Source organism: Desulfuromonas sp. KJ2020 (assembly GCF_024197615.1).
Taxonomy (GTDB): domain Bacteria; phylum Desulfobacterota; class Desulfuromonadia; order Desulfuromonadales; family SZUA-540; genus SZUA-540.
In genome coordinates this window covers 1414656-1437616 of sequence record NZ_JAKUKE010000001.1, presented here as the reverse complement: position 1 = coordinate 1437616, position 22961 = coordinate 1414656, and the positions used below count along the sequence as shown (strand labels likewise).

Below are 22961 nucleotides of genomic sequence, written 5' to 3'. Positions count from 1 at the left end.
CTGGCCATGGATATCGCGGTACTGACCATCGGCGATGAGCTGCTCAGCGGCGAATTGGCCGACACAAACACCCGGCGCATCGCCCGCCTGCTGAGCCCACACGGCTACGGGCTGCGGGAAGCTCTCTGCGTCGGTGATCAAAAAGGGGATATCGAAGAGGCCCTGGTCGCCCTGACCGCCAGAAGAGACGTCGTCATCGTCACCGGCGGACTCGGACCCACGGCCGACGATCTCACGGCCGCTGCCGCCGCCCACGCCTTCGGCCTGCCGCTGGAAACCAGCGATGAGGCTCTGCGCCTGATCCGCCAGCACTTTACCCGTCTGGGTGTCGATATGCATCCGCGCAACGATAAACAGGCTCTGCTCCCCCAAGGCGCCGCCCTCATGCCCAATCCGAAAGGCACGGCACCGGGATTCAGCCTGAAATACCAAAACGCCACCCTGTTCTTTCTCCCCGGCGTACCGGCGGAGATGGCGTCGATGCTGGAAGAGTCCGTGCTGCCGGCACTGTGGCAGCGCCAGGGCGGCCAGCCCCCCCGCCAGGAGAGACTGCTCAAGGTCTTCGGCCTGTCCGAACCGCGGGTCGAGGAACTGCTGAGCCGGCAGACCCTGCCCGACAGCGTCCAGCTGGCCTTCGGCGTCGACTTTCCGCTGGTCATCGTCAAATTGCGTTGCGCCCGCCCTGAGGCGGCCGAACTGCTTGACCGAGGCGAAGCGCAGGCGCGACAGGCCCTCGGCGACTTCGTGATCGCCACCGGCAGCCAGACCCTGGCCGAAAACGTCGCTCGTCGGCTCATCGACTCAGGCTCCACGCTGGCCGTGGCCGAATCCTGCACCGGCGGCCTTATCGCTACCTGGCTGACCGACCGGCCGGGAGCTTCGGCTTTTCTGGAGCGCGGCGCGGTCACCTATGCCAACTCGGCCAAGCAGGACTGGCTGCAGGTGCCGGAACAGATCCTCGTCGAACAGGGAGCCGTCAGCGAGGCCTGCGCCCTGGCCATGGCCACCGGCATCCGCCGCGCCGCTGGCACCCGTCTGGGCATCGCCGTCACCGGCATCGCCGGTCCCGACGGCGGCACGGCCCAGAAGCCTGTCGGCACCGTCTTCATCGCTCTGAGCGCCGCGGACGAGGAGCGGGCTAAGGGCTACCGTTTTCGCGGCGACCGCCACCAGATACGCACCCTGGCCGCCTGCATGGCCCTTGACTGGATTCGTCGCTACCTGCTGATCAGACACCCCCTATAGCCAGGAAATAGCCGCTGACGCTGCCCGGCGCAGGGGCTGACAGGGGAAACCGGCATGGACAGACACAACGCCAACACCCGTTCCACGAAAATCCTGACCGGCCTGACCGTGGGCGCCATGCTGTCCGCCCTGGTTCTTCTTTGGCTGGCCCAACCGGACCCGTCTGTCTGGCTGGCGGCGGCGCTTCTCCTTGGCCTGAGCCCGGCCCTCCTCTTTCACTGTGCCCGCCTCACCACCCGGCTCGAGCGGCACCACAGAACCCTGGAACAGGAGGCGACGCACTGGCGTGAGCAGGCCGACCACCAGGAAAAAAGCGCCCGCATCGCCCGGAAACGCTATCAGCAGATTCTCGATCACGCCGGCGACGCCATTTTCTTCATTCACCCCGAAGACGGCACCCTGGTTGAGGTCAATCGCCAGGCCGAAAACTTGCTGGGCTACAGCGCGGAGCAGGCCCGGCACCTCTCTTTGTCCACGCTCTTCCCCGGCGTCCACCAACGCCGCTACCTGCGCCTGGTCAAGCGGGTGCTCAAGCACGGCTATGGCGAGGAATCCAACCTGGTCTTCCGCCGCCAGGACGGCAGCGAATTCATCGGCGCCGTGCACGCCCGTCTGGGCGAAATGGGGGAGGAAACTCTCGTCCACGGGGTGCTCAGGGACGTCACCGAAGTCAAGCGCATCGAAAAGGAACTGCGCCAGAAAAACCAGGATCTGCTCCTGATCAACCAGATTGCCGGGCGCGCGGCCTCCAGCCGTGATCTGGACGCAATGCTGACGGTCATCCTGAACGAGGTAACCCAGGCCATGGTGGCGGACGGAGGGGGCATCTACCTGCTTCGCCACGAAGGCACGGATATGGACCTGCGGGTCCATCAGGGCATCGAAGAATCAGTGCTCGCCGAACTTCGCGCCCTCGCGCCCGGACAGGGGCTGGCCGGGCGGGTGGCTGTCAGCGGCCACCCCCGCGCCTCGGCCAATCTCCAGAAAGACTGTCGGCTGTCCTCTCAGGCGGTGCGCGAAGCCGGGTGGCACGGCTTTCAGGCGATCCCCCTGACTGCCCAGGGAAGAACTCTGGGCATCCTCTTCGTCTTCACACGATCCAAGCGCGTCTTCAGCCGTGACCAAGTCCAGCTGCTGATGACCATCGGCCGCCATCTCGGGACGGCGGTGGAAGGGGCCGAATTGCTCGAGGCCCTGCGCTGGCAGGTCCGCCTGACCGAGGCCAGCAGTCGTGAGCTGGAAAGATCCCGTCAGTTGCTGCGCGAAAATCTGAGCCGGGTGGAGGAATCCAACCGTACGCTGGCGCGCATCGACCGCATGAAGAGCAACTTTCTGGCCCTGGCCTCCCACGAGCTGCGCACCCCCCTGACCTGTGTCCTTTCCGGGGCGGAAATGCTGGAAGGACGTCTGCAGCGCTGCGTGGATCAGGAAGGTGAACAGATCCTCAGCATCATTCACCAGGGGGCCCGTCGCCTGGAGAGCATCGTCGAAGACCTGCTGGAAGTTGCCCGCATCGAATCCCAGAGCATCTATCTGGCCCAGGAGCCGATACACTTGCCCACCCTGCTGCAGGAGGTCGGCGCTGCTTTCGCTCCGGTGATGGCCGAGCGGAACCTGTGCTACCAGCTGGATGACCTGCCGGAGGTGGCCTGCGTCTGCGGCGACAGCCACCACCTGAAAAAAGCCTTCCAGCGCCTGGTCGAAAACGCGGTAAAATTCACCCCGTCCGGGGGCCAGGTGCGGATCAGCGGCGGACTCATTACCCCGGAAGAGTTGCGCCACCGGGAGGAAGAGCTGCGCAAGTTCACCACCTCCTTCTTTGAACAGGCCGGACAGAAACCGATGATTCGCGTCTGCGTCGAAGACAGCGGCGTCGGTATCGCCCCCGAGGAACATGTCCGGGTTTTCGACAAGTTCTACGAGGTGGGGGATATCACCGAACATTTCACCTCCAATACCCGTTTCGGCGGCAAGGGGGTCGGCCTGGGACTGACCCTGGTCAAGGGGATGGTGGAGGCCCATGGCGGCATGGTCTGGGTGGAAAGTGACGGCACCATGAAGAAGGGCAGCGCTTTCCATGTGCTGCTGCCGCTGGAAGAGGGCAGCGCCCTCCTCTCGGGATAGAGGCGGCCATGTCGACCGAGATCGCCGTTCCCCTGGTGCGGGCCTTTCTGGCCATCCCTCTGAATGAGGAAGTCCGCGAGGCCCTGACCGAACTGCAGAGAAAGCTGGCCGCGGACTGGCCTGGCGTGCGCTGGACAAGGCCTGAAAGCCTGCATCTGACCCTCCGGTTTTTCGGCGCTCTCCCTGAAGAATGCCTTGAAAAAATAGGGGAAGTTATGCTATCGGTTAAATCTTTCACTGCGCCGTTTTCGGCCCCCGTCCGCGGCATCGGCGCCTTTCCGTCCACGACGCGGCCGCGGGTAATCTGGGCGGGCGTTCACGGGGGGAAACCCCTGGCGTCGCTCTATGCCCAGCTGGAAAACGGCCTGTCCGGCATCGGTCTCCCCCCAGAGGAGAGACCCTTTACCCCGCACCTGACCCTGGGTCGCTGCCGGACCCCTTTTGGCGGGGCCGCAAACGTGCTGAACCGCTATCGCTCGGCGGATTTCGGCAGTCTCAAGGCAGACCGATTGATTCTGTACGAAAGCCAGTTGGGCCCGGACGGCGCCGTTCATACACCCCGAAAAGACGTCACGCTGGGCTGACGGAACTATTCATCTCCGCAACAATACCGGCCCGGCGAAGGGCCGCTTCAACATCTTTAACGATGGAAAGGGAAAGACATGGCGGACAAAAACCGCGCACAGGCTATCGACCTGGCCATGAGCCATATTGAAAAGCAGTTCGGCAAGGGCAGCATCATGCGTCTGGGTGAGGACGCCGTCCTCCCCGACGTCCAGGCCATCTCCACCGGCGCCCTGGGTCTGGATATCGCCCTGGGTGTCGGCGGCGTCCCCAAGGGCCGCATCATTGAGATCTTCGGACCCGAGTCTTCGGGCAAGACCACCCTGGCCCTGCACATTGTCGCCGAAGCCCAGAAGAAAGGGGGCATCGCCGCCTTTGTCGACGCCGAACACGCTCTCGACATCCATTACGCCCGCAAGCTGGGCGTCAAGACCGACGATCTGCTGGTATCCCAGCCGGATACGGGCGAACAGGCCCTGGAAATCGCCGAGGTGCTGGTCCGTAGCGGCGCCATCGACGTGCTGGTAGTCGACTCGGTCGCGGCCCTGGTGCCCCGGGCCGAAATCGAGGGCGAGATGGGCGACTCTCACATGGGACTGCAGGCCCGCCTCATGTCCCAGGCCCTGCGCAAGCTCACCGGCACCATCAGCAAATCCAACTGCTGCGTCATCTTCATCAACCAGATCCGCATGAAGATCGGCGTCATGTTCGGCAACCCCGAAACGACCACGGGCGGCAACGCTCTCAAGTTCTACGCCTCCGTGCGCATGGACATCCGCCGCGTGGCCTCCCTGAAGCAGGGGCAGGACGTCGTCGGCAACCGCACCCGGGTCAAGGTCGTCAAGAACAAGGTGGCCCCACCCTTCAAGGAAGCCGAGTTCGACATCATGTACGGCGCCGGCATTTCCCGCGAGGGGGATATCGTCGATCTCGGCGTCGAGGCCGGCGTTATCGACAAGAGCGGCGCCTGGTTCTCCTACGGCGATGAGCGTATCGGCCAGGGCCGGGAGAACGCCAAGCAGTTCCTCAAAGATCACCCGGAAACGGCGGCCGCGATCGAAGAGAAGATACTCACCCATTACGGCCTGAACAAACCGGATGAGGCCGCAGAAAAGGCTTAGAGTATGGAACTGAATGAAATCCTGGCCGTGGCCATGAAGGCCAGAGCCTCGGACATCCACATCAAGGCGGGGCTGCCTCCCATCTACCGCATCGACGGTGCCCTGCGTCCGCACCCGAAGGTGCCGCGCATTGAGCCGGAGGCCACCAAGAAGATGGCGCTGGCGATCATGAACGAGCGCCAGCGGGCCCACTTTGAAGAGACCCACGAGCTCGACCTGTCCTACGGCGTGCCGGGTCTGGGACGTTTCCGCGTCAATGTCTTTGCCCAGCGCGGTTCTGTCTCCATGGTTCTGCGCTCGATCCCCTTCGACGTCAAAGACATGGACGAACTGCTGCTGCCGCCGGTCCTTAAAAAGCTGGCCATGGAGCCCCGCGGCCTCGTCCTCGTCACCGGTACCACCGGCTCGGGCAAGTCGACCACCCTGGCTTCGATGATCGACCACATCAACGCCCACCGGACGGCGCACATCATCACCATTGAAGATCCCATCGAGTACCTGCACCGCGACAAGAAGAGCATCATCAACCAGCGGGAAATCGGTCTCGACACCGTGAGCTTCGACGTGGCCCTCAAGAGCGCCCTGCGTCAGGATCCCGACGTCATCCTGGTCGGCGAGATGCGCGACTACGAGACGATTGAAACAGCCCTGACCGCCGCCGAGACGGGACACCTGGTGCTGTCGACCCTGCACACCCTCGATGCCTCCGAGTCGATCAACCGCATCGTCGGCGCCTTCCCCCCCTACCAGCAGCGCCAGATCCGCCTGCAGCTCGCCGCCATCCTCAAAGGGGTCGTCTCCCAGCGCCTGGTTCCCCGCGCCGATGGCAAGGGGCGGGTCCCGGCTGTCGAAGTCATGGTCTCCACCGCCCGCGTCCGTGAACTGATTGACGACAAGGAAAAGACCAAGCTGCTGCGCGACACCATCCAGCAGGGCTATGTCTCCTACGGCATGCAGACCTTTGACCAGTCCCTCATGGGACTGCTGCAGCGCAAGCTCATCACCTACGACGAAGCGCTGCGGCAGAGCTCCAACCCGGACGATTTCAAGCTCAAGCTTTCGGGCATTTCCAGCACGTCGGATCTGACCTGGGATGCCTTCGAGAAAGAAGGGGGCGAAAAGCCGGCCGAGGAATCCGGGGACAATATCGAAATTGAGCGCTTCTGAGGCCATGGGCGCCGCCCTGCGGCTCCTGGCCCGACGCGGACACAGCGAAGAAGAGCTGCGCGGTAAACTGCGGCGCAAAGGGCTTTCCGACCAGGACATTGCCGCCAGCCTGGAGCGCTGCCGGCAGCTGGGCTACATCGACGACGAACGCTTCGCCGAAGAGCGGGCCCGTCAGCTGCTGAGCCAGGGGCGGGCGACGGGAAAGCGGCTGCTCCTTGAACTGCAGCGCCTCGGCATCGACGAAAGTCTGGCCCACCGGGCTCTTGAGGCGGCCCGGGCCGAACAGGACGAAACAGCGCTGCTGGACGATCTGCTCGACCGGCGGTTCCCCCAGTTTGACTATCAGAGCGCAGATGACCGGCAACGCCGCCGGGTGATTCATTATTTCATGCGCCGCGGCTTCACCTTCACCGACGTGATGGACGCGGTCCAAAAGAAAGGGTAAGACAGATTCCATGATGACCGGCAACGACATTCGAGCCCGCTTTCTCAAATTTTTCGAGGACCGTGGCCACACGGTGGTTTCCTCTTCCTCACTGGTTCCTCACAACGACCCGACCCTGCTCTTCACCAACGCCGGGATGAACCAGTTCAAGGATCTCTTTCTGGGCCGCGAGAAGCGCCCCTACGTGCGGGCCGCCTCCTCGCAAAAGTGCGTGCGCGCCGGCGGCAAGCACAACGACCTCGAGAATGTCGGCCGCACCGCCCGCCATCACACCTTCTTCGAGATGCTCGGCAACTTCTCCTTCGGTGACTACTTCAAGAAGGAGGCCATCGCCTTCGCCTGGGAATTCCTCACCGTCGACCTCAAGCTGGACAAGAGCCGTCTTTTTGTCACCGTCTTCACGGACGACGATGAGGCGGCCGACATCTGGCACGAACAGGAAGGCGTCCCCCGCGAGCGCATCTACCGCTTCGGCGAAAAAGACAACTTCTGGTCCATGGGGGACACCGGCCCCTGCGGCCCCTGCAGCGAGATCTTCTGGGACAACGGCTCCGAGGTCGGCTGCGGCAGTCCCGACTGCGCCGTCGGCTGCGACTGCGACCGCTACATGGAGATCTGGAACAACGTCTTCATGCAGTTCGACCGCAGCGCCGACGGCACCCTCACCCCACTGCCGAAGCCTTCCGTCGATACCGGCATGGGACTGGAACGCATCACCACGGTCATGCAGGGGGTCAAATCCAACTACGACACCGATCTGCTGCGCACGCTCATCGCCTATGTGGAGGAACTCGCCGGCAAGACTTACGGCGCCGCCGAGAGCGACGCTGTCTCCATGCGGGTCATCGCCGACCACAGCCGGGCCACCGCTTTCCTCATCGCCGACGGCGTGTTGCCCAGCAACGAGGGGCGCGGCTATGTGCTGCGCCGCATCATGCGTCGGGCCATGCGCCATGCCAAGATGCTCGGCTTTCAGGAACCGATGCTCTATCGCACCGCCCAGCGGGTCATGGAGCAGATGCAGGGGGCCTACCCCGAACTGGCCGAGCGCCGTGACTATGTCGCCAAGGTCGTCCTCAACGAGGAGGAGCGCTTCATGCAGACCCTCGACAACGGCCTGCGCATCCTCAACGAGGCGGTGGAAAAGCTGAAGAAACAGGGAGAGACCGTCGTCCCCGGCGACGTCGTCTTCCAACTCTACGACACCTTCGGCTTCCCCGTCGATCTGACCGCCGATATCGTCGAAGCCGAACACTTCACCCTGGACGAAGCGGGCTTTGAAGCCTGCATGGAAAAGCAGCGGCAGAAGGCGCGGGAGCACTGGAAAGGCTCGGGTGAGGAGGCCATCGCCGCCATTTACCGTCAACTGGTCGAAGAGGGGATGCGCTGCGAATTCACCGGTTACGGCGCCCTCACCGATTACGGCACCATCCTGGCCATCCTCAAGGACGGCCAACGCCTCGAAGAAGCCCGGGAAGGGGAAGAGGTGGAAGTCATCACCAGCGTCACCCCCTTCTACGGCGAGTCCGGCGGCCAGGTGGGCGACCGCGGCGAGATCAGCACCGGCCTGGGCCATGGCCAGATCCTTGACGCCCGCAAGCCGATACCGGAACTGACCGTTCATCAGGTGCGCGTTCTCTCGGGATCCCTGCGTCAGGGCGACGCCGCCGATCTCAAGGTTGACGGTGGAATACGTCAGGCCACGGCCCTCAACCACACGGCCACCCACATCCTGCAGGCCGTACTGGTCGACCTTCTCGGCGACCACGTCAAGCAGGCCGGCTCCCTCGTCACCCCCGAACGGCTGCGCTTCGACTTCATTCACTTCTCCCCGTTGAGCAAGGAAGAGCTCCTGCGGGTCGAGCGCGAGGTCAATTGCCGCATCCGCGAGAACCAGAAGGTCGAAACCCGGGAAATGGCTCACCAGGAGGCCGTCTCCGCCGGGGCCACGGCGCTCTTCGGCGAAAAATACGGCGACACCGTGCGCGTGGTTCGCGTCGGCGAGTTCAGCCTGGAACTCTGCGGCGGCACCCACACCCAGTCCGCCGGCGACATCGGCCTCTTCAAGATTCTGCAGGAGAGCGGCATTGCCGCCGGGGTCCGGCGCATCGAGGCCGTCACCGGCCCCAAGGCTCTGGAGGCGGTTCAGGAGCAGGAGGAATATCTCGACAACCTGGCCGCCCTGGTCAAAAGCAACCGCGACCAGCTGGCCAAACGGGTGCAGAAGCTGCTGGAGCAGCAGAAAATGCTGGAGCGCGAGCTCGAATCCCTCCAGGGCCGTCTGCAGTCGGGCCAGGCGGACCAGCTGCTGGAGCAGGTCAAGGAGGTGGCCGGCGTCAAGCTGCTGGCGGCCCGCGTCGCCGCCATGGACGGCAAGTCCCTGCGGGAGCTGGCTGACCAGCTGCGCGACCGCCTGCAGTCGGGCGTGCTGGCGCTCGGCTGCGACTACGAAGGCAAGGTCAATCTGCTGGTGGCGGTAACCAAGGATCTGAGCGGGCGCCTCCATGCGGGGCAGCTCATCAAGGAACTGGCCGAGAAGGTCGGCGGCAAGGGGGGCGGGCGCCCCGACCTGGCCCAGGCCGGCGGCAGTCAGCCGGAAAAACTGGCGGCGGCTTTAAAAGACGTCGAGGCCCTGGTCGCTGCAGCCTTGAAATAATCCACCCGCTCATTTAACAGGAGAGCCCCATGCCAGGCACCATTGTCCAGACCGAAGAACAGGCCAGCTACCCCCACCCCAAGCACGATGGCTTTACCCTGCGGGATGTGGTCACGGCCGCGCTCAACCCGGCCCTGTCGGTCCACCGGGGCCAAATCGCCCCCGGTGGCCAAATCTTTCCCCACACTCACGACGGACAGACGGAAACCTTTTATATCCTCTCCGGCGAGGCGGTGTGCACCATGGGCGCTGAAAAGACCGTCGTCGGCGCCGGCAGCTGCTGCGTGGCACCTTCCGGTGTCACCCACGGCCTCAAAAACAACGGCAGCAAGCCGGTGGAACTGCTGGCCCTCTTCACCCCTCCCTTGAAGTAACCCCTGGCGGAGATGGCCGTGAATTCAGGCAAACAACCCTTTTTCCACCCTGAATTTTCAGGGCGCGGCATCCTGATCGTTGATGACGAACGCGTCATCCGCGACATGTGCGCCATGGTTCTGGACGGCTACCGGGTTTTCCTGGCAGCCGACGGCCTTGGGGCTCTGGAGGTCCTGAAAAAAGAAAACATCGATGTCGTTCTCACCGATGTCATGATGCCGAACATGAATGGCCTCGATCTGCTGGAGACCATCAAACGGGAGGACCCCAACAAGGCCGTGGTGGTCATGACCGGCTACAGCGAGAAGAACGTCATCCTACGGGCCCTAAAGGCCAACGCCGATGACTTCATCAGCAAGCCGATCAACATGCTGCAGCTCAAGACCACCCTGGACAATGTTCTGGAGAAGAAGGCCCTCAAGGAAGAGCTGCTCCATCTTCAGCGCATGGACCGGCTCAAATCCGATTTTCTCGGCCTGGTCTCCCACAAGCTCAAGACACCGGCCACGGCCATCTCCCTGTTTATCCAGAATCTCGCCTATGGTTCTCTGGACAAATCGGATCCCGACTTCGCCCAAACTCTTCATCTCATCCTGGAAGAGTCGGAATACCTGGCCACCCTCATCCAGGACCTGCTCTACTACAGCGACGTTATCCTGCAGGACGGCCCGCCGACGCTGACGCCGTGCAACCTCAAGGATCTGGCGCTGGGCGTTTTTCAGCAGCTCAAGTACGCCTCCCAACGCAAAGGGATCACTCTGAGTGAGAATATTCAGGGTGACTTTCCCGACATGGACCTGGATCGGGAGCGTCTGATTTTCGCCCTCCGAGCCCTGCTGGATAATGCCGTGAAATTCACCCCGGCGGGAGGGACCATTCAGTTAAGCGGCAAAGTAGAGAGCGACCGGCTGGTCCTGAAAATTGAGGATAACGGCGAGGGGATCGCCAAGGAAAACCTGCCCAAGATTTTCGAAAAGTTCTACCAGGTCGACCCCGCCCATACCGGGCAGATCCGGGGTTTCGGCCTGGGCCTTCACTATGCGCGGGAATTCATCCAGGCCCATCAGGGGACGATCCAGATCGAGAGTCAGCCGGGCATCGGCACGACGGTCACGCTGAGCTTTCCACGTTGATCGCGACAAAGCGACTGCCGCCTCGGATTCCAACCGCCTTTGGGATGGGGTCTGCGACGGCATTTTTCTTTTTTTGCCCTGGTCTCTGTGCTATATTCGCGCTATTTTCTTCGGTGACAAAACCTTGCCGGGATCCTGGTGAAAAGGAGAGGCTATGTTTCGCGGAACAACCATTGTCTGTGTCAGAAAAGACGGGGATGTCGCCCTGGCCGGGGACGGACAGGTGACCCTGGGCAATACCGTCATGAAGCACGGCGCCCGCAAGATCCGCCGCATGTATAACGACCAGGTACTGGCCGGCTTTGCCGGCAGTACGGCCGACGCCTTCACCCTCTTTGAAAAGTTTGAAGCCAAACTGCAGGAGTACCGCGGCAACCTGCCGCGCGCCGCCGTCTCCCTGGCCAAGGACTGGCGCACCGACCGGGTGCTGCGCCGCCTTGAGGCCCTGCTCATCGTGGCGGACAAAGAGACTACCCTGGTGCTCTCCGGAGCCGGCGATGTGATCGAGCCCGACGACGGCGTGGCCGCCATCGGTTCCGGCGGCGCCTTTGCCCAGGCGGCAGCCCGCGCCCTGGTGGCCCACTCGCCCCTTGCCGCCGGGCAGATCGTCGAGGAAGCCATGAAAATTGCCGCGGGCATCTGTATTTACACCAACGACCACATCCTCATCGAGTCTTTATCATGACCAACTTCACGCCCCGAGAAATCGTCTCCGAACTGGACCGCTACATCGTCGGCCAGAAAAACGCCAAGCGTGCCGTGGCCGTGGCCCTGCGTAACCGCTGGCGTCGTCAGCAGGTCGCCACCGATCTGCGTGAGGAGATCACCCCCAAGAACATCATCATGATCGGCCCCACCGGCGTCGGCAAGACCGAGATCGCCCGCCGCCTGGCCAGGCTGGCCCAGGCCCCTTTCGTCAAAGTGGAAGCCAGCAAATTCACCGAGGTGGGCTACGTCGGCCGTGACGTCGAAAGCATGGTACGCGACCTGCTCGATCTGGCTATCATCATGGTCAAGGAGGAAGAAGCCCAGAAGGTCCGTGTCAAGGCCGAGGACCTCGCCGAAGAGCGCCTGCTCGACCTGCTCCTGCCCGGCGAACCCGTTCCGACCGAAGCGGGCGAGAGCAAAGAGTCAACCCGGGACAAGCTACGCAAATTGCTGCGCAAAGGGGCCCTCAACGAGCGCTACGTCGAACTGGAGACCCAGGAAGCCAAGATGCCGGCCATGAACGTCCTCACGCCCCCCGGCGCCGAGGATATGGGCCTGAATCTCAAGGAGATGTTCGGCAATCTCTTCCCCAAAAAGACCAAGCGCACCCGCATGAAGGTGGCCGACGCCCGCGAGATCCTCATCGAGACCGAGGCCGAAAAGCTGGTGGATATGGACAAGGTGCAGACCCTGGCCCGCGAACGCACCGAGCAGAGCGGCATTATCTTCATCGACGAGATCGACAAGATCGCCAGCCGCGAAGGAGGGCAGGGCCCGGAAATCTCCCGTGAGGGCGTACAGCGGGACATCCTGCCCATTGTCGAGGGGAGCAGCATCAACACCAAGTACGGCCCGGTCAAGACTGACCACATCCTCTTTATCGCCGCCGGCGCCTTTCACGTCGCCAAGCCCTCGGATCTCATTCCCGAACTGCAGGGACGTTTTCCCATCCGCGTCGAACTCGACAGCCTCGGCGAAGAGGAGTTCGTCCAGATCCTCACCGAGCCGAAAAACGCCCTGACCCGCCAGTACTGCGCGCTGATGGCCACGGAGAGCATCGACCTGGTCATCCATGAGGATGCCGTGCGTGAGATCGCCCGCACCGCGCGCCAGGTCAACGAACGCACGGAGAACATCGGCGCCAGACGCCTGCACACCATCATGGAGAAACTGCTGGAGGAACTCTCCTTTGATGCGCCGGAGCGCTCGGACAAACGGGTGGAGATCGACGCCGCCTACGTCCGCCGCGTTTTGTCCGACATCGTCGAGGACGAAGACCTCTCCAGATACATACTCTAGTTCCGCCTTTTAGGGAGGCATCGACGGATGCCGGGAGAAGCGACCATGCAGGAGATCATCGACAAGGCCAACGTGCTGATGGAGGCGTTGCCCTACATCAAGCGATTCCGCAACAAGACCATCGTCATCAAGTACGGCGGCAACGCCATGGTGGAGGAACGCCTGAAGGAGGGCTTCGCCCGCGACGTCATCCTCATGAAATACATTGGACTCAACCCCGTCGTTGTCCATGGCGGCGGCCCGCAGATCGGCCAGGTTCTCAAGGAGATGGGACGGGAGACCCGCTTCGTGCAGGGCATGCGGGTAACCGATGCGGCCACCATGGACGTGGTGGAGATGGTGCTGGGCGGCAAGGTCAACAAGGAGATCGTCGGCAACATCAACCGGCACGGCGGCCAGGCCGTCGGCCTCTCCGGCAAGGACGGCCACTTCATCCGCGCCCGCAAGCTGGAAATGAAGACCGTCAATCCCGACACCCTGACGCCGGAGATCATCGATGTCGGCCTGGTTGGCGAGGTCGAACAGGTCAATCCGGCCATTATCACGGCTCTGGAGGACAACAACTTCATCCCCGTCATCGCCCCTATCGGCGTCGGTCTGGGCGGCGAGACCTACAACATCAACGCCGACCTGGTCGCCGGCAAGGTGGCGGGCGCCCTGCGCGCCGAAAAGCTTATCCTGCTCACCGATGTCGAGGGGGTCAAGGACAAGCAGGGACGGCTCATCTCGACCATTGATGTTGACCGCGTGCCCGACCTCATCAATGACGGCACCATCTCCGGCGGCATGATCCCCAAGGTCAACTGCTGCATCGACGCCGTCGAGGAAGGGGTGACCAAGACCCACATCATCGACGGCCGCATGGAGCACGCCTGCCTGCTGGAGATCTTCACCGACAAGGGGATCGGCACTGCTATCGCGAGGTTCAACTCATGAGCATTTCACAGCACTGGATCGACCGCGGCAATGTTCACGTTGCCAAGACCTACGGCCGCTATCCCATCGTCGCCGTCCGCGGCGAAGGCTGCCGGCTGTTTGACGCCGACGGCAAGACCTATCTCGACTTCGTCGCCGGCGTGGCTGTCAACAATCTTGGCCACTGTCATCCCAAGGTGGTGGAAGCCCTCACCGAGCAGGCCAAACGACTGCTGCACTGCTCCAACTACTACCACATCCCCCAGCAGATCGAACTGGCGGAACTGCTGTGCATGCACTCCTTCGGAGACCGCGTCTTTTTCTGCAATTCAGGGGCCGAGGCCAACGAGGCGGCCATCAAGCTGGCCCGCAAGTACAGCGCCGACCGCTCCGGCGAGAACCGTTTCGAGGTCATTACCGCCCTCGCCTCCTTTCACGGGCGCACCCTCGGCACCATCAGCGCCACGGGACAGGACAAGATCAAGGCCGGCTTTGCCCCCATCCTGCCCGGCTTCAAGTATGTCCCCTTTGGCGATATCGACGCCCTGCGTGCGGCGGTATCCCCCCAGACCTGCGCCATCATGCTGGAGCCGGTCCAGGGGGAAGGTGGCGTCAACGTACCGCCGCCGGGCTATCTCAAAGCCGTCCGCGCCCTCTGCGACGCCATGGGTCTGCTGCTGATTTTCGATGAGGTCCAGGTCGGCTGCGGCCGCACCGGCACCCTCTTCGCCTATGAACACGATGGCATCGAGCCCGACATCATGACCCTGGCCAAAGCGCTGGCTGGCGGCCCCCCTATCGGCGCCATGGTGGCGCGGGAAGAGGTGGCCGACTCCTTCGGGCCTGGCACCCACGGCTCCACCTTCGGCGGCAATCCCCTCATGACGGCCGCCGGGGTCGCCGCCATGCGCGCCATTCTGGAAGACGGCGTCCTCGACAACTGCCAGGTCATGGGACAGTACCTCTACCAGCGCCTGGCCGACCTGAAAGAGCGCTTCGACTTTGTCACCGAGGTGCGCGGGCGCGGCCTGATTCTCGGCATGGAGCTGACCATCGACGGGGCCGACATCGTCAACCGCGCCATGGCCAAGGGACTGCTCATCAACTGCACCGTCGGCAAGGTGCTGCGCTTCGTGCCCCCCTTGATTGTCACCCAGGCGGAAATCGACGAGGCCATCGACATTCTGGCCGCCATCTTCGTGGAATTGTAGGGGGACGGCCCGCCGCAGCCGCTGTCCCTGATTCATTTACCCCAGGAGTAGCATCGTGAAAAAAGACTTTCTGGCTCTCACCGACTGGAGCCGCGACGAACTGGACCAGATCTTCGACCTGACCCGCGATCTCAAGGCCAAGCAACGGCGCGGCGAAGAACATCACCTCCTCAAGGGCAAGACTCTGGGGATGATTTTTGAGAAGAGTTCCACCCGCACCCGGGTTTCCTTCGAAGTCGGCATGTACCAGCTCGGCGGCCATGCCCTTTTTCTGCACTCGGGCACCACCCAGCTCGGCCGCGGCGAACCGATCAAGGATACCGCCCGCGTCATGTCCCGCTACGTCGACGGAATCATGATCCGAACGTTCTCCCAAGCCGGCGTCGAAGAGCTGGCCCGCTGGTCGGATATCCCCATTATCAACGGCCTGACCGACAGCTATCACCCCTGCCAGATCATGGCCGACCTCTTCACCGTCATCGAACACAAGGGGGGGTACCAGGATTTGACTTACTGCTGGATTGGCGACGGCAATAACATGGCGCACAGCTGGATCAACGCCGCCGCCGTCTTCGGTTTCGAGCTGCGGGTCGCCACGCCCAAAGGCTACGAACCCGATGCCGCCGTCGTCGCCCGGGCCCAAGAACTCGGGGCCAACGTCCTTTACACCCATGATCCCCTGGAGGCTGCCCGCGGCGCCCAGGTGCTCAATACCGATGTCTGGGCCAGCATGGGCCAGGAGGCCGAGCAGAAAGAGCGGGAGCGAGCCTTTGTCGGCTTTCAGCTCAACGACGAGGTGGTGGCTGCCGCCGCGCCCGACTGCATCGTGCTGCACTGCCTGCCGGCGCATCGCGGCGAGGAGATCACCGACGCTGTCATCGAAGGACCCCACTCGGTGGTCTTTGACGAAGCCGAGAACCGCCTGCATGTGCAGAAGGCCATCATGGCGACCCTCATGGCCTGAAGCCGTATTCCGGAGATAGTATGAACATCCGCTGCCCCCACTGCGATTTTTCTCGCGACGTCGAACCGGCCAAAGTTCCCGCCGTCCCCACGCGGGTGACCTGCCCGAAGTGCCGTCAGGTCTTTACCTTCAACGCCACCACGGAGAGATCCCCCCAGTCGGCGCCCCAGCCGGAGCAGATCACCTGCCCGGCCTGCGGACTGCAGCAGCCGGCCGGCGATTCCTGCCAGGGCTGCGGCATCGTCTACGAGAAATGGCAACGCCGTCAGCACGAACTGGCTCAGGAATTGCCCGCGACGACACCGGCAGCCGCGCCTACGGCGGCAGAGCTCCCCAAAGCCGGCTTCTGGGTGCGCGTCATCGCCTCCGTGGTCGATTCGATTCTGGTGACTGTCGTGCAGATGGTGCTCGGCTTCATCCTCGGGCTGACGGCCGGCCTGTCCGGCGGAGATCTCTCCGGCGAAGGGCACATGATGCTGGGTTTGACCACCGGGCTGTTCGGCATGGTTCTGGCCGTGGCCTACTATGTCTTTTTTACCGGCTACTGCGGCCAGACGCCTGGCAAGATGGCCGTGCGCATCAAGGTCATCCGCACCGATGGCGCCGACATCGGCTACGGTTCGGCCTTCCTGCGGGAGACCATCGGCAAGTTCGTCTCCAGTATCCTGCTGGGCATCGGCTACCTCATGGTGGCCTTTGATTCGCAAAAACAGGGCCTGCACGATAAAATCGCCGGCACCTATGTTATAAAGTTGTAGAAACCAGGAGATAAGGCACGGCAACCTTCTTCGCGCCGTGCCTCGCCTCCCATTCATCGAACCAGGAGATCCATATGTCCAAGAAAAGCAGCGTCAAAAAAGTCGTCCTCGCCTATTCCGGCGGTCTGGACACCTCCATCATCCTCAAATGGCTCACCGAGGAGTATGACTGCGAAGTCGTGGCCTACTCCGCCGATCTCGGCCAGGGCGAAGAGCTTGACCATATCCCCGAGAAAGCCAAGAAGACCGGCGCCAGCAGCTGCCACATCCTTGACCTCAAGGAAGAATTCGCCCGCGACTTCGTCTTCCCCATGTTCCGCGCCAACGCCATCTACGAAGGACGCTACTTCCTCGGTACCTCCATCGCCCGGCCGCTGATCGCCAAGGCCCAGATGGAGGTCGCCGCCAAGGAAGGCGCTGACGCCGTTTCCCACGGCGCCACCGGCAAGGGCAACGACCAGGTGCGCTTCGAGATCGCCTACTACCATTTCGATCCCGCCATCAAGGTCATCGCCCCCTGGCGCGAGTGGGACATGAAGAGCCGCACCGCTTTGGAGAACTACGCCAAGAAGCACGGCATTCCCGTCCCCACCAGCAAGAAGTTCCCCTGGAGCTCCGACCGCAACCTGCTGCACATATCCTTTGAAGGGGACATCCTGGAGAACCCCTGGGCCGAGGCGCCCGAAGAGATGTACGTGCTGACCAAGCGCCCCGAAGACGCTCCCGACCAGCCTGAATACGTCGAGATCGAGTTCGAAAAGGGCGACGCCGTCGCCGTCAATGGCGAGCGCCTTTCCCCTGCCAAGCTGATGGCCAAGCTCAACGAGCTCGGCGGCAAGCACGGCATCGGCCGCGTCGACCTCATGGAGAACCGTTTCGTCGGCATGAAGAGCCGCGGCGTCTACGAGACCCCCGGCGGCACCATCCTGGAGGAGGCCCATCGCGCCGTCGAGTCCATCACCATGGACCGCGAAGTCATGCACCTGCGTGACTCCATGGTTCCGCAGTATGCCAGCATGATCTACAACGGCTTCTGGTTTGCCCCGGAGCGCATCGCCCTGCAGACGATGATCGACCAGACCCAGCAGACCGTTAACGGCAAGGCCCGCGTCAAGCTCTACAAGGGGCACTGCCGCACGGTCGGCCGGGATTCGGCCAGCGACAGTCTGTTCAACGTCGATTTCGCCACTTTCGAGGCGGACGATGTCTACAACCAGGCTGACGCCGAGGGCTTCATCAAGCTCAACGCCCTGCGCCTGCGCATCGCCGCCATTCAGCGCGCGAACAAAAAGTAAGGTGTCAGGCGTGAGGGGCGAGGCAAATGGGCCTTGCTCCTCACGCCTACCCCCTCACCCCTTACGGACGCCAGATGGAATTCGCCAAACAACCCCAGATCAAGACCTCGGTGGTCGCCTGCATCATCGATGAGCAGGAGCGCATTCTGCTGACCCGCCGCTGCATTGAGCCGTTTTGCAGTCAGTGGGTGATGCCCGGGGGAAAGATCGACCATGGCGAACCGATCCTGGAGGCCCTGCACCGGGAGGTGCAGGAAGAAGTCGGCATTGAGGTGCGCGTCGAGGGGCTTATTGATGTCTTCGAACGTCTGGGCATCGGGGAGCGCAACGATCATTTCATCATCCTCTACTATCGTTGTGCGCCGCTGACCTTCGAGCTGCAACCCAACGGCAGTGAGTGCACGGAAGCCCGCTGGGTCGGGCGGGGGGAGATGTCGGCGCTGAGCATTCCAGCCGGCACCCGGCACATTCTGGGCAAGATCTATCCCGGCCTCTTTCCCGAGGCGGAGGCGCCACCGATCGGCGCCATCGAAACCGAGATTCCCGGCGGTTCCTTCCCTTCGCCCTGACCCGAAAGCCGGCCATGTTCCGCATCGTCGAGAAAAATCTGTCGGTCGAATTCCCCTGGGGGCACCACCTGCACTGCATGGTCTGCCAGCTTCCCACCTGGCTGTCGCGCAAGGAGCACCTGTGCCGGCTGACCGAACCCACGACCAGCTGGGAAATGGTCCGCTCGGTGCTGGAGATGGTGGCCGCGGGTGAAGGCAACCTCAAGAAGCTCCATTTTCTGCTCTTTCCCGAATCCACGGTACCGGCCGAACGGGTGGAAGAAGCACTGGATCTCATCCGCCACCGCTTTCACAACAACACGGTGACCCTGTTCGGGGTCGAACACACGACGTTGGCCCATTATCGCGAGGTGCTCGAACGCTACCGGGACGACAACGCCGAGGCGCTGGCCCAGGTGCTCGAAGATATTGATGCGGGCGACGTAGAACAGCTGCCCGCCAACTGGGCGGTCATCGCCGTCAAGGAGGCCGATGGCCAGGTCCGGGTCTTTCTCGAAGCCAAAAGCCACCCCTACTTCGCCGAGGAGAACCCCGACGCCCTTCACGATCTCTATCGGGGCAAGGTCTTTCCCCTGTTCCACTGTCACCCCAACCCCTTCAACTTCATGGCTCTGATCTGCTTCGATTACATCTACCGCACCATCTACCAGTCGAACATCAGCGTCCTGATCGATAAAGCCAACGAACTCTTTTTCCAGACGCGCCAGCGCCTCGACCTGCTGGCGGTCCTGGAGTGCAACCCCAAACCCGAACACCGCGCCTTTCGCGACGTGGTCAACGGCTACTATGGCGAGTACCTGTCGCAGCATCCCGGCGTGCGCGACTCGATTACCGTCTTCTGCAACACGTCGGACGAGACCACGGGCAGTGGCAGCACCCCCGAGGCCACCTTCGGGCGCTCCGCGGTCATCATCCACGAGAATCACAAGATGAAGCAGAAGCAGTTCGCCGAGTTCGAGACCGACGACTTCGGCGGTCTCCCCGTCTGCCGCATGCGCTTCGGCACCGGCACCCGCCTCTACTACTTCAACCTGCCGGTTTTCCATGAGCTCGATCCGCGCACCACCCGGGTGCCGCTGCGGGTGCACAGCATTTTCGAGCCCGACGGCAGCCAGGGCTGGCAGCGCGTTTTCAGCGAATAACGGTTCAACCTGAGACGGTCCTTATGGGCCGCCATGAAACCTTGAAATGGAGCACAGACATCATGAGTGAAAAACCCTGGGCCGGGCGCTTTACCCAGCCCACCGACAAATTTGTGGAAGAGTTCACCGCCTCCATCGATTTCGACAAACGCATGTACCGCTACGATATCCAGGGCTCCATCGCCCATGCCCGCATGCTGGCCCGCCAGGGCATCATCGGCGCCGAGGACGCCGAGCAGATCATCGGCGGCCTGGAGGGCATCCTGACCGACATCGAAGCCGGCAATTTCGTCTTTAAGGTCTCGTTAGAAGACATCCACATGAACATCGAGGCCCGCCTGATCGAGCGCATCGGCGCCGTCGGCGGCAAGCTGCACACGGCCCGCTCTCGCAATGACCAGGTGGCTCTGGATGTGCGCCTCTACCTGCGTGACGAGCTCAAGGAGATCCTGGGCTACCTGCGCCGCCTGCAGGAGTCGCTGCTGCAGCAGGCCGAGCAGAACCTGGCGGTCATCATGCCCGGCTATACCCATCTGCAGACAGCGCAGCCGGTGCTCTTTTCCCACCACATGCTCGCCTATTACGAGATGATCAAGCGCGATGCCGGCCGCTTCGCCGACGTGCTCAAGCGCCTCAACGTGCTCCCCCTGGGGGCCGGGGCCCTGGCCGGCACCACCTTCCCCATCGACCGCGAATTCGTCGCCGAGCAGCTCGGCTTCGACGGCGTCACGCGCAACAGCCTCGATTCGGTCTCCGACCGCGATTTCGCCCTGGAGTTCTGCGGCGCCAGCGCTATCCTGATGATGCACCTCTCCCGCCTGTCGGAAGAGCTCATCCTCTGGTCTTCCGCCGACTTCCATTTCATCGAGCTCACCGACGCTTTCTGCACCGGCAGCAGCATAATGCCGCAGAAGAAGAACCCCGACGTTCCCGAGCTGGTGCGCGGCAAGACCGGTCGCGTCTACGGCAACCTCATCAGCCTGCTGACTCTGATGAAGTCCCTGCCGCTGGCTTACAACAAGGATATGCAGGAAGACAAGGAGCCCTTGTTCGACACCATCGACACCGTCAAGGGGAGCCTGAAGATCTTCGCCGACATGATCGCCGAGATGAAGGTGCAGGCCGAGAACATGCGGGTGGCTGCCGCCCGCGGCTTCTCCACCGCTACCGATGTGGCCGACTACGTCGTGCGCAAGGGGCTGCCCTTCCGTCAGGCCCACGAGGTGGTAGGCAAGACGGTGCGCTACTGCATCGAGCACGGCAAGGACATCCCCGAGCTTTCCCTCGAGGAATTCCGCCAGTTCTCGGAGCTGATCGCTGAGGACATCTACGACTACGTCACCCTGGAGGCCTCCGTCAACGCCCGCCGCGCCACCGGCGGCACCGCCCGCGAAGCGGTGGAACGCGAGATCACCCGCGCCCGCCAGGAACTGGTCTGAAGCCGATGAGGACGCTGCGTTTCCTGGGCCTGGCCGCCCTGATGCTGACCACCCTGCTGACCGGCTGCGGCAAGAAGGGACCGGTGCGGCCCCTCGAGCTGCCCCTGCCGGCCGCCCCGTCCGACCTCAGTCTGCAGCAGCGGGGGGAAGCCCTGCGACTGTCCTGGGAGGTGCCGACGGCGAACCAGAACGGCACACCCCTTACCGACCTGCAGGGTTTCCGCCTCTTCCGCCTCCCCTTCGTCCCCGGGCAGGAATGTCCTGAATGCCGCGACCTGTCCGTGCTGCTGACGGAGATCGACCTCGACTATCCGCAGGGGACCATTCGGGACGGCAGTCGCCTGACCTATGTGGATGACGCGGTCCAGGCGGGAACCGGCTACCGCTACCGCATCGTGCCTTTTACCGCGCGCGATCACGAAGGGGCCCCGGCCAGCCTGAGCGCCATCGTCTACCCGGCGCCGCCGTCTCCCGCCGGATTGACGGCCGAAGGGCTGGACCGCCTCGTGCGCCTGCAGTGGGAAGCGCCGGTTCTCGACGGCAGCCAGGGGCAGGTGGTCGGTTATCGCCTTTATCGTCACGCCGACCCCACTCAGGTCGCGGCCTCCCCGGTTAACCGGCAGCCCCTGACCGAGCCTCGGTTCGAAGACTTCGGCCGCGACAACGGCACGCCTTTGACCTATGCCATCAGTCTCATTGTCCGGCAGCAGGACACCGAAGTGGAAAGCGCGCTCTCGGAAAGAGTGACCGTCACGCCGAAAGCTGGGTTTTAGAAGGGCTCTTTGACTTTGACAGGCAGGTATGTTAAGGATATTGACTGCTTTTCAGAACAGCATTATAAAGCCTTGGGCGTCGTGTTCCGCCATACAGACAGGCTGTGAACCCGCCCCCATCATCCTTTTGAATCCGCTTACATGAAGGAGAAATCTATGTTCAAAGGCTCCATGGTCGCCATCATCACCCCTTTCGATGCGAAGGGGCAGGTCGACGAAGAGAAATACCGTCAGCTTATCGAATTCCAGATCGAGAACGGCACCGACGTCATCGTGCCCTGCGGCACCACCGGCGAATCGGCCACCCTCGACTACAAGGAACATGACCGCGTCATCCAGATCTGCATCGAGCAGGTCGCCAAGCGTGTCCCCGTCATCGCCGGTACCGGCTCCAACTCCACCGCCGAGGCCATCGAACTCTCCCGGCACGCCAAGGAGATGGGCGCCGACGGCGTTCTTCTCGTCTCCCCCTACTACAACAAGCCCTCGCAGGAAGGCCTCTTTCAGCACTACAAGGCCATCGCCGAAGCCGTCAGCCTGCCCCAGGTGCTCTACAACGTGCCCGGCCGCACCGGCATGAACATGGAGGCGAAGACCACCATCCGCCTGGCCGAGTTCGCCAACATCGTCGCCATCAAGGAAGCTTCCGGCAACGTGACACAGGCCAGCGAAATCCTCGACAAGGCCGGCGACAAGATTGACGTCCTCTCCGGCGACGACTTCCTCACCCTGCCGCTGATGGCCTGCGGCGCCAAGGGCGTTATCTCGGTCACCGCCAACATCATGCCGAAGGAAGTCAAGGCCATGGTTACTGCCGTACAGCAGGGTCGGTGGGACGAAGCCCGCAAGATGCACCTGAAGATGCTCGACATCCACAACGCCATGTTCATCGAATCCAACCCGGTGCCGGTCAAGACCGCCGCCAGCCTCATGGGCAAATGCGGCGCCGACGTCCGCCTGCCGCTGGTGCCCATGCAGCCGACCACCCTCGACAAGCTGAAGGCGGTGATGAAGGGCTACGGGCTGATTTGAACCTTTCAACCGGGCGCCACCGAGCC

General features: G+C 62.9%; 21 protein-coding genes. All 21 read left to right on the top strand.

What is annotated here, in order from left to right; translation table 11 throughout:
• The first annotated feature begins 6 nt into the window (after positions 1-6).
• Entirely contained in the window at positions 7-1245 is a 1239-nt protein-coding gene (locus tag MJO47_RS06570; protein WP_253960314.1) for a CinA family nicotinamide mononucleotide deamidase-related protein, read from the top strand.
• A gap of 54 nt (positions 1246-1299) precedes the next feature.
• Positions 1300-3369: an ATP-binding protein gene (locus MJO47_RS06565; protein WP_253960313.1), complete on the top strand. Its 2070-nt coding sequence runs from the start codon at positions 1300-1302 to the stop codon at positions 3367-3369.
• Positions 3370-3377: 8 nt separating this feature from the next.
• Positions 3378-3953, top strand: coding sequence for an RNA 2',3'-cyclic phosphodiesterase (gene thpR / locus MJO47_RS06560; RefSeq protein WP_253960312.1), 576 nt, complete (start codon positions 3378-3380; stop codon positions 3951-3953).
• Positions 3954-4031: 78 nt separating this feature from the next.
• The gene (gene recA, locus MJO47_RS06555; RefSeq protein ID WP_253960311.1) at positions 4032-5054 is read left to right on the top strand and encodes a recombinase RecA; all 1023 of its coding nucleotides are present in this window, start codon (positions 4032-4034) and stop codon (positions 5052-5054) included.
• Positions 5055-5057: 3 nt separating this feature from the next.
• Complete coding sequence (locus MJO47_RS06550) at positions 5058-6221, top strand: type IV pilus twitching motility protein PilT (RefSeq protein WP_253960310.1); 1164 nt, start codon at positions 5058-5060, stop codon at positions 6219-6221.
• Positions 6208-6666 (top strand): regulatory protein RecX, encoded by a 459-nt coding sequence (locus MJO47_RS06545; RefSeq protein WP_253960309.1) that lies wholly within the window; start codon positions 6208-6210, stop codon positions 6664-6666. Before MJO47_RS06550 ends, MJO47_RS06545 begins: the two co-directional genes overlap by 14 nt.
• A gap of 13 nt (positions 6667-6679) precedes the next feature.
• A complete protein-coding gene (gene alaS / locus MJO47_RS06540) occupies positions 6680-9322 on the top strand; it encodes an alanine--tRNA ligase (RefSeq protein ID WP_253960548.1) in 2643 nt (880 codons plus the stop codon).
• A gap of 29 nt (positions 9323-9351) precedes the next feature.
• Positions 9352-9696 (top strand): cupin domain-containing protein, encoded by a 345-nt coding sequence (locus MJO47_RS06535; RefSeq protein WP_253960308.1) that lies wholly within the window; start codon positions 9352-9354, stop codon positions 9694-9696.
• Between the two features lie 12 nt (positions 9697-9708).
• On the top strand, positions 9709-10830 hold the full coding sequence (locus tag MJO47_RS06530) for a response regulator (protein WP_371926634.1): 1122 nt from the start codon (positions 9709-9711) through the stop codon (positions 10828-10830).
• Between the two features lie 154 nt (positions 10831-10984).
• On the top strand, positions 10985-11515 hold the full coding sequence (hslV, locus tag MJO47_RS06525) for an ATP-dependent protease subunit HslV (protein WP_253960306.1): 531 nt from the start codon (positions 10985-10987) through the stop codon (positions 11513-11515).
• Positions 11512-12837 carry an ATP-dependent protease ATPase subunit HslU gene (gene hslU, locus MJO47_RS06520; RefSeq protein WP_256502283.1) on the top strand — a complete coding sequence of 442 codons (1326 nt, stop codon included), beginning with the start codon at positions 11512-11514 and terminating at the stop codon, positions 12835-12837. Before hslV ends, hslU begins: the two co-directional genes overlap by 4 nt.
• A gap of 45 nt (positions 12838-12882) precedes the next feature.
• Positions 12883-13773, top strand: coding sequence for an acetylglutamate kinase (gene argB / locus MJO47_RS06515; RefSeq protein ID WP_253960546.1), 891 nt, complete (start codon positions 12883-12885; stop codon positions 13771-13773).
• Positions 13770-14963 carry an acetylornithine transaminase gene (locus MJO47_RS06510; protein WP_253960305.1) on the top strand — a complete coding sequence of 398 codons (1194 nt, stop codon included), beginning with the start codon at positions 13770-13772 and terminating at the stop codon, positions 14961-14963. The genes argB and MJO47_RS06510 overlap by 4 nt, the downstream gene beginning before the upstream one ends.
• Positions 14964-15018: 55 nt before the next feature.
• On the top strand, positions 15019-15927 hold the full coding sequence (argF, locus tag MJO47_RS06505; RefSeq protein WP_253960304.1) for an ornithine carbamoyltransferase: 909 nt from the start codon (positions 15019-15021) through the stop codon (positions 15925-15927).
• A 20-nt stretch (positions 15928-15947) separates the two neighbouring features.
• On the top strand, positions 15948-16685 hold the full coding sequence (locus MJO47_RS06500) for an RDD family protein (protein ID WP_253960303.1): 738 nt from the start codon (positions 15948-15950) through the stop codon (positions 16683-16685).
• A 74-nt stretch (positions 16686-16759) separates the two neighbouring features.
• On the top strand, positions 16760-17980 hold the full coding sequence (locus tag MJO47_RS06495; protein ID WP_253960302.1) for an argininosuccinate synthase: 1221 nt from the start codon (positions 16760-16762) through the stop codon (positions 17978-17980).
• 26 nt (positions 17981-18006) lie between these two features.
• Complete coding sequence (locus MJO47_RS06490; RefSeq protein WP_305882404.1) at positions 18007-18549, top strand: NUDIX domain-containing protein; 543 nt, start codon at positions 18007-18009, stop codon at positions 18547-18549.
• 14 nt (positions 18550-18563) lie between these two features.
• A complete protein-coding gene (locus tag MJO47_RS06485) occupies positions 18564-19691 on the top strand; it encodes a hypothetical protein (protein ID WP_253960301.1) in 1128 nt (375 codons plus the stop codon).
• 59 nt (positions 19692-19750) lie between these two features.
• Positions 19751-21130, top strand: coding sequence for an argininosuccinate lyase (gene argH, locus MJO47_RS06480; protein ID WP_253960544.1), 1380 nt, complete (start codon positions 19751-19753; stop codon positions 21128-21130).
• 5 nt (positions 21131-21135) lie between these two features.
• A complete protein-coding gene (locus MJO47_RS06475) occupies positions 21136-21903 on the top strand; it encodes a hypothetical protein (RefSeq protein ID WP_253960300.1) in 768 nt (255 codons plus the stop codon).
• A 156-nt stretch (positions 21904-22059) separates the two neighbouring features.
• Positions 22060-22935 carry a 4-hydroxy-tetrahydrodipicolinate synthase gene (gene dapA, locus MJO47_RS06470; protein ID WP_253960299.1) on the top strand — a complete coding sequence of 292 codons (876 nt, stop codon included), beginning with the start codon at positions 22060-22062 and terminating at the stop codon, positions 22933-22935.
• Positions 22936-22961 lie beyond the last annotated feature (26 nt).

Excerpts from the sequence above, each read along its gene's own strand:
- MJO47_RS06500 (WP_253960303.1), top strand. The coding sequence starts at position 15,948 with ATGAACATCCGCTGCCCCCACTGCGATTTTTCTCGCGACGTCGAACCG.
- hslV (WP_253960306.1), top strand. The coding sequence starts at position 10,985 with ATGTTTCGCGGAACAACCATTGTCTGTGTCAGAAAAGACGGGGATGTC.
- MJO47_RS06565 (WP_253960313.1), top strand. The coding sequence starts at position 1,300 with ATGGACAGACACAACGCCAACACCCGTTCCACGAAAATCCTGACCGGC.
- hslU (WP_256502283.1), top strand. The coding sequence starts at position 11,512 with ATGACCAACTTCACGCCCCGAGAAATCGTCTCCGAACTGGACCGCTAC.
- dapA (WP_253960299.1), top strand. The coding sequence starts at position 22,060 with ATGTTCAAAGGCTCCATGGTCGCCATCATCACCCCTTTCGATGCGAAG.
- MJO47_RS06530 (WP_371926634.1), top strand. The coding sequence starts at position 9,709 with ATGGCCGTGAATTCAGGCAAACAACCCTTTTTCCACCCTGAATTTTCA.
- thpR (WP_253960312.1), top strand. The coding sequence starts at position 3,378 with ATGTCGACCGAGATCGCCGTTCCCCTGGTGCGGGCCTTTCTGGCCATC.
- MJO47_RS06490 (WP_305882404.1), top strand. The coding sequence starts at position 18,007 with ATGGGCCTTGCTCCTCACGCCTACCCCCTCACCCCTTACGGACGCCAG.
- MJO47_RS06550 (WP_253960310.1), top strand. The coding sequence starts at position 5,058 with ATGGAACTGAATGAAATCCTGGCCGTGGCCATGAAGGCCAGAGCCTCG.
- MJO47_RS06485 (WP_253960301.1), top strand. The coding sequence starts at position 18,564 with ATGTTCCGCATCGTCGAGAAAAATCTGTCGGTCGAATTCCCCTGGGGG.
- recA (WP_253960311.1), top strand. The coding sequence starts at position 4,032 with ATGGCGGACAAAAACCGCGCACAGGCTATCGACCTGGCCATGAGCCAT.
- argB (WP_253960546.1), top strand. The coding sequence starts at position 12,883 with ATGCAGGAGATCATCGACAAGGCCAACGTGCTGATGGAGGCGTTGCCC.
- alaS (WP_253960548.1), top strand. The coding sequence starts at position 6,680 with ATGACCGGCAACGACATTCGAGCCCGCTTTCTCAAATTTTTCGAGGAC.
- MJO47_RS06535 (WP_253960308.1), top strand. The coding sequence starts at position 9,352 with ATGCCAGGCACCATTGTCCAGACCGAAGAACAGGCCAGCTACCCCCAC.
- MJO47_RS06495 (WP_253960302.1), top strand. The coding sequence starts at position 16,760 with ATGTCCAAGAAAAGCAGCGTCAAAAAAGTCGTCCTCGCCTATTCCGGC.
- MJO47_RS06510 (WP_253960305.1), top strand. The coding sequence starts at position 13,770 with ATGAGCATTTCACAGCACTGGATCGACCGCGGCAATGTTCACGTTGCC.
- MJO47_RS06570 (WP_253960314.1), top strand. The coding sequence starts at position 7 with ATGGATATCGCGGTACTGACCATCGGCGATGAGCTGCTCAGCGGCGAA.
- MJO47_RS06475 (WP_253960300.1), top strand. The coding sequence starts at position 21,136 with ATGAGGACGCTGCGTTTCCTGGGCCTGGCCGCCCTGATGCTGACCACC.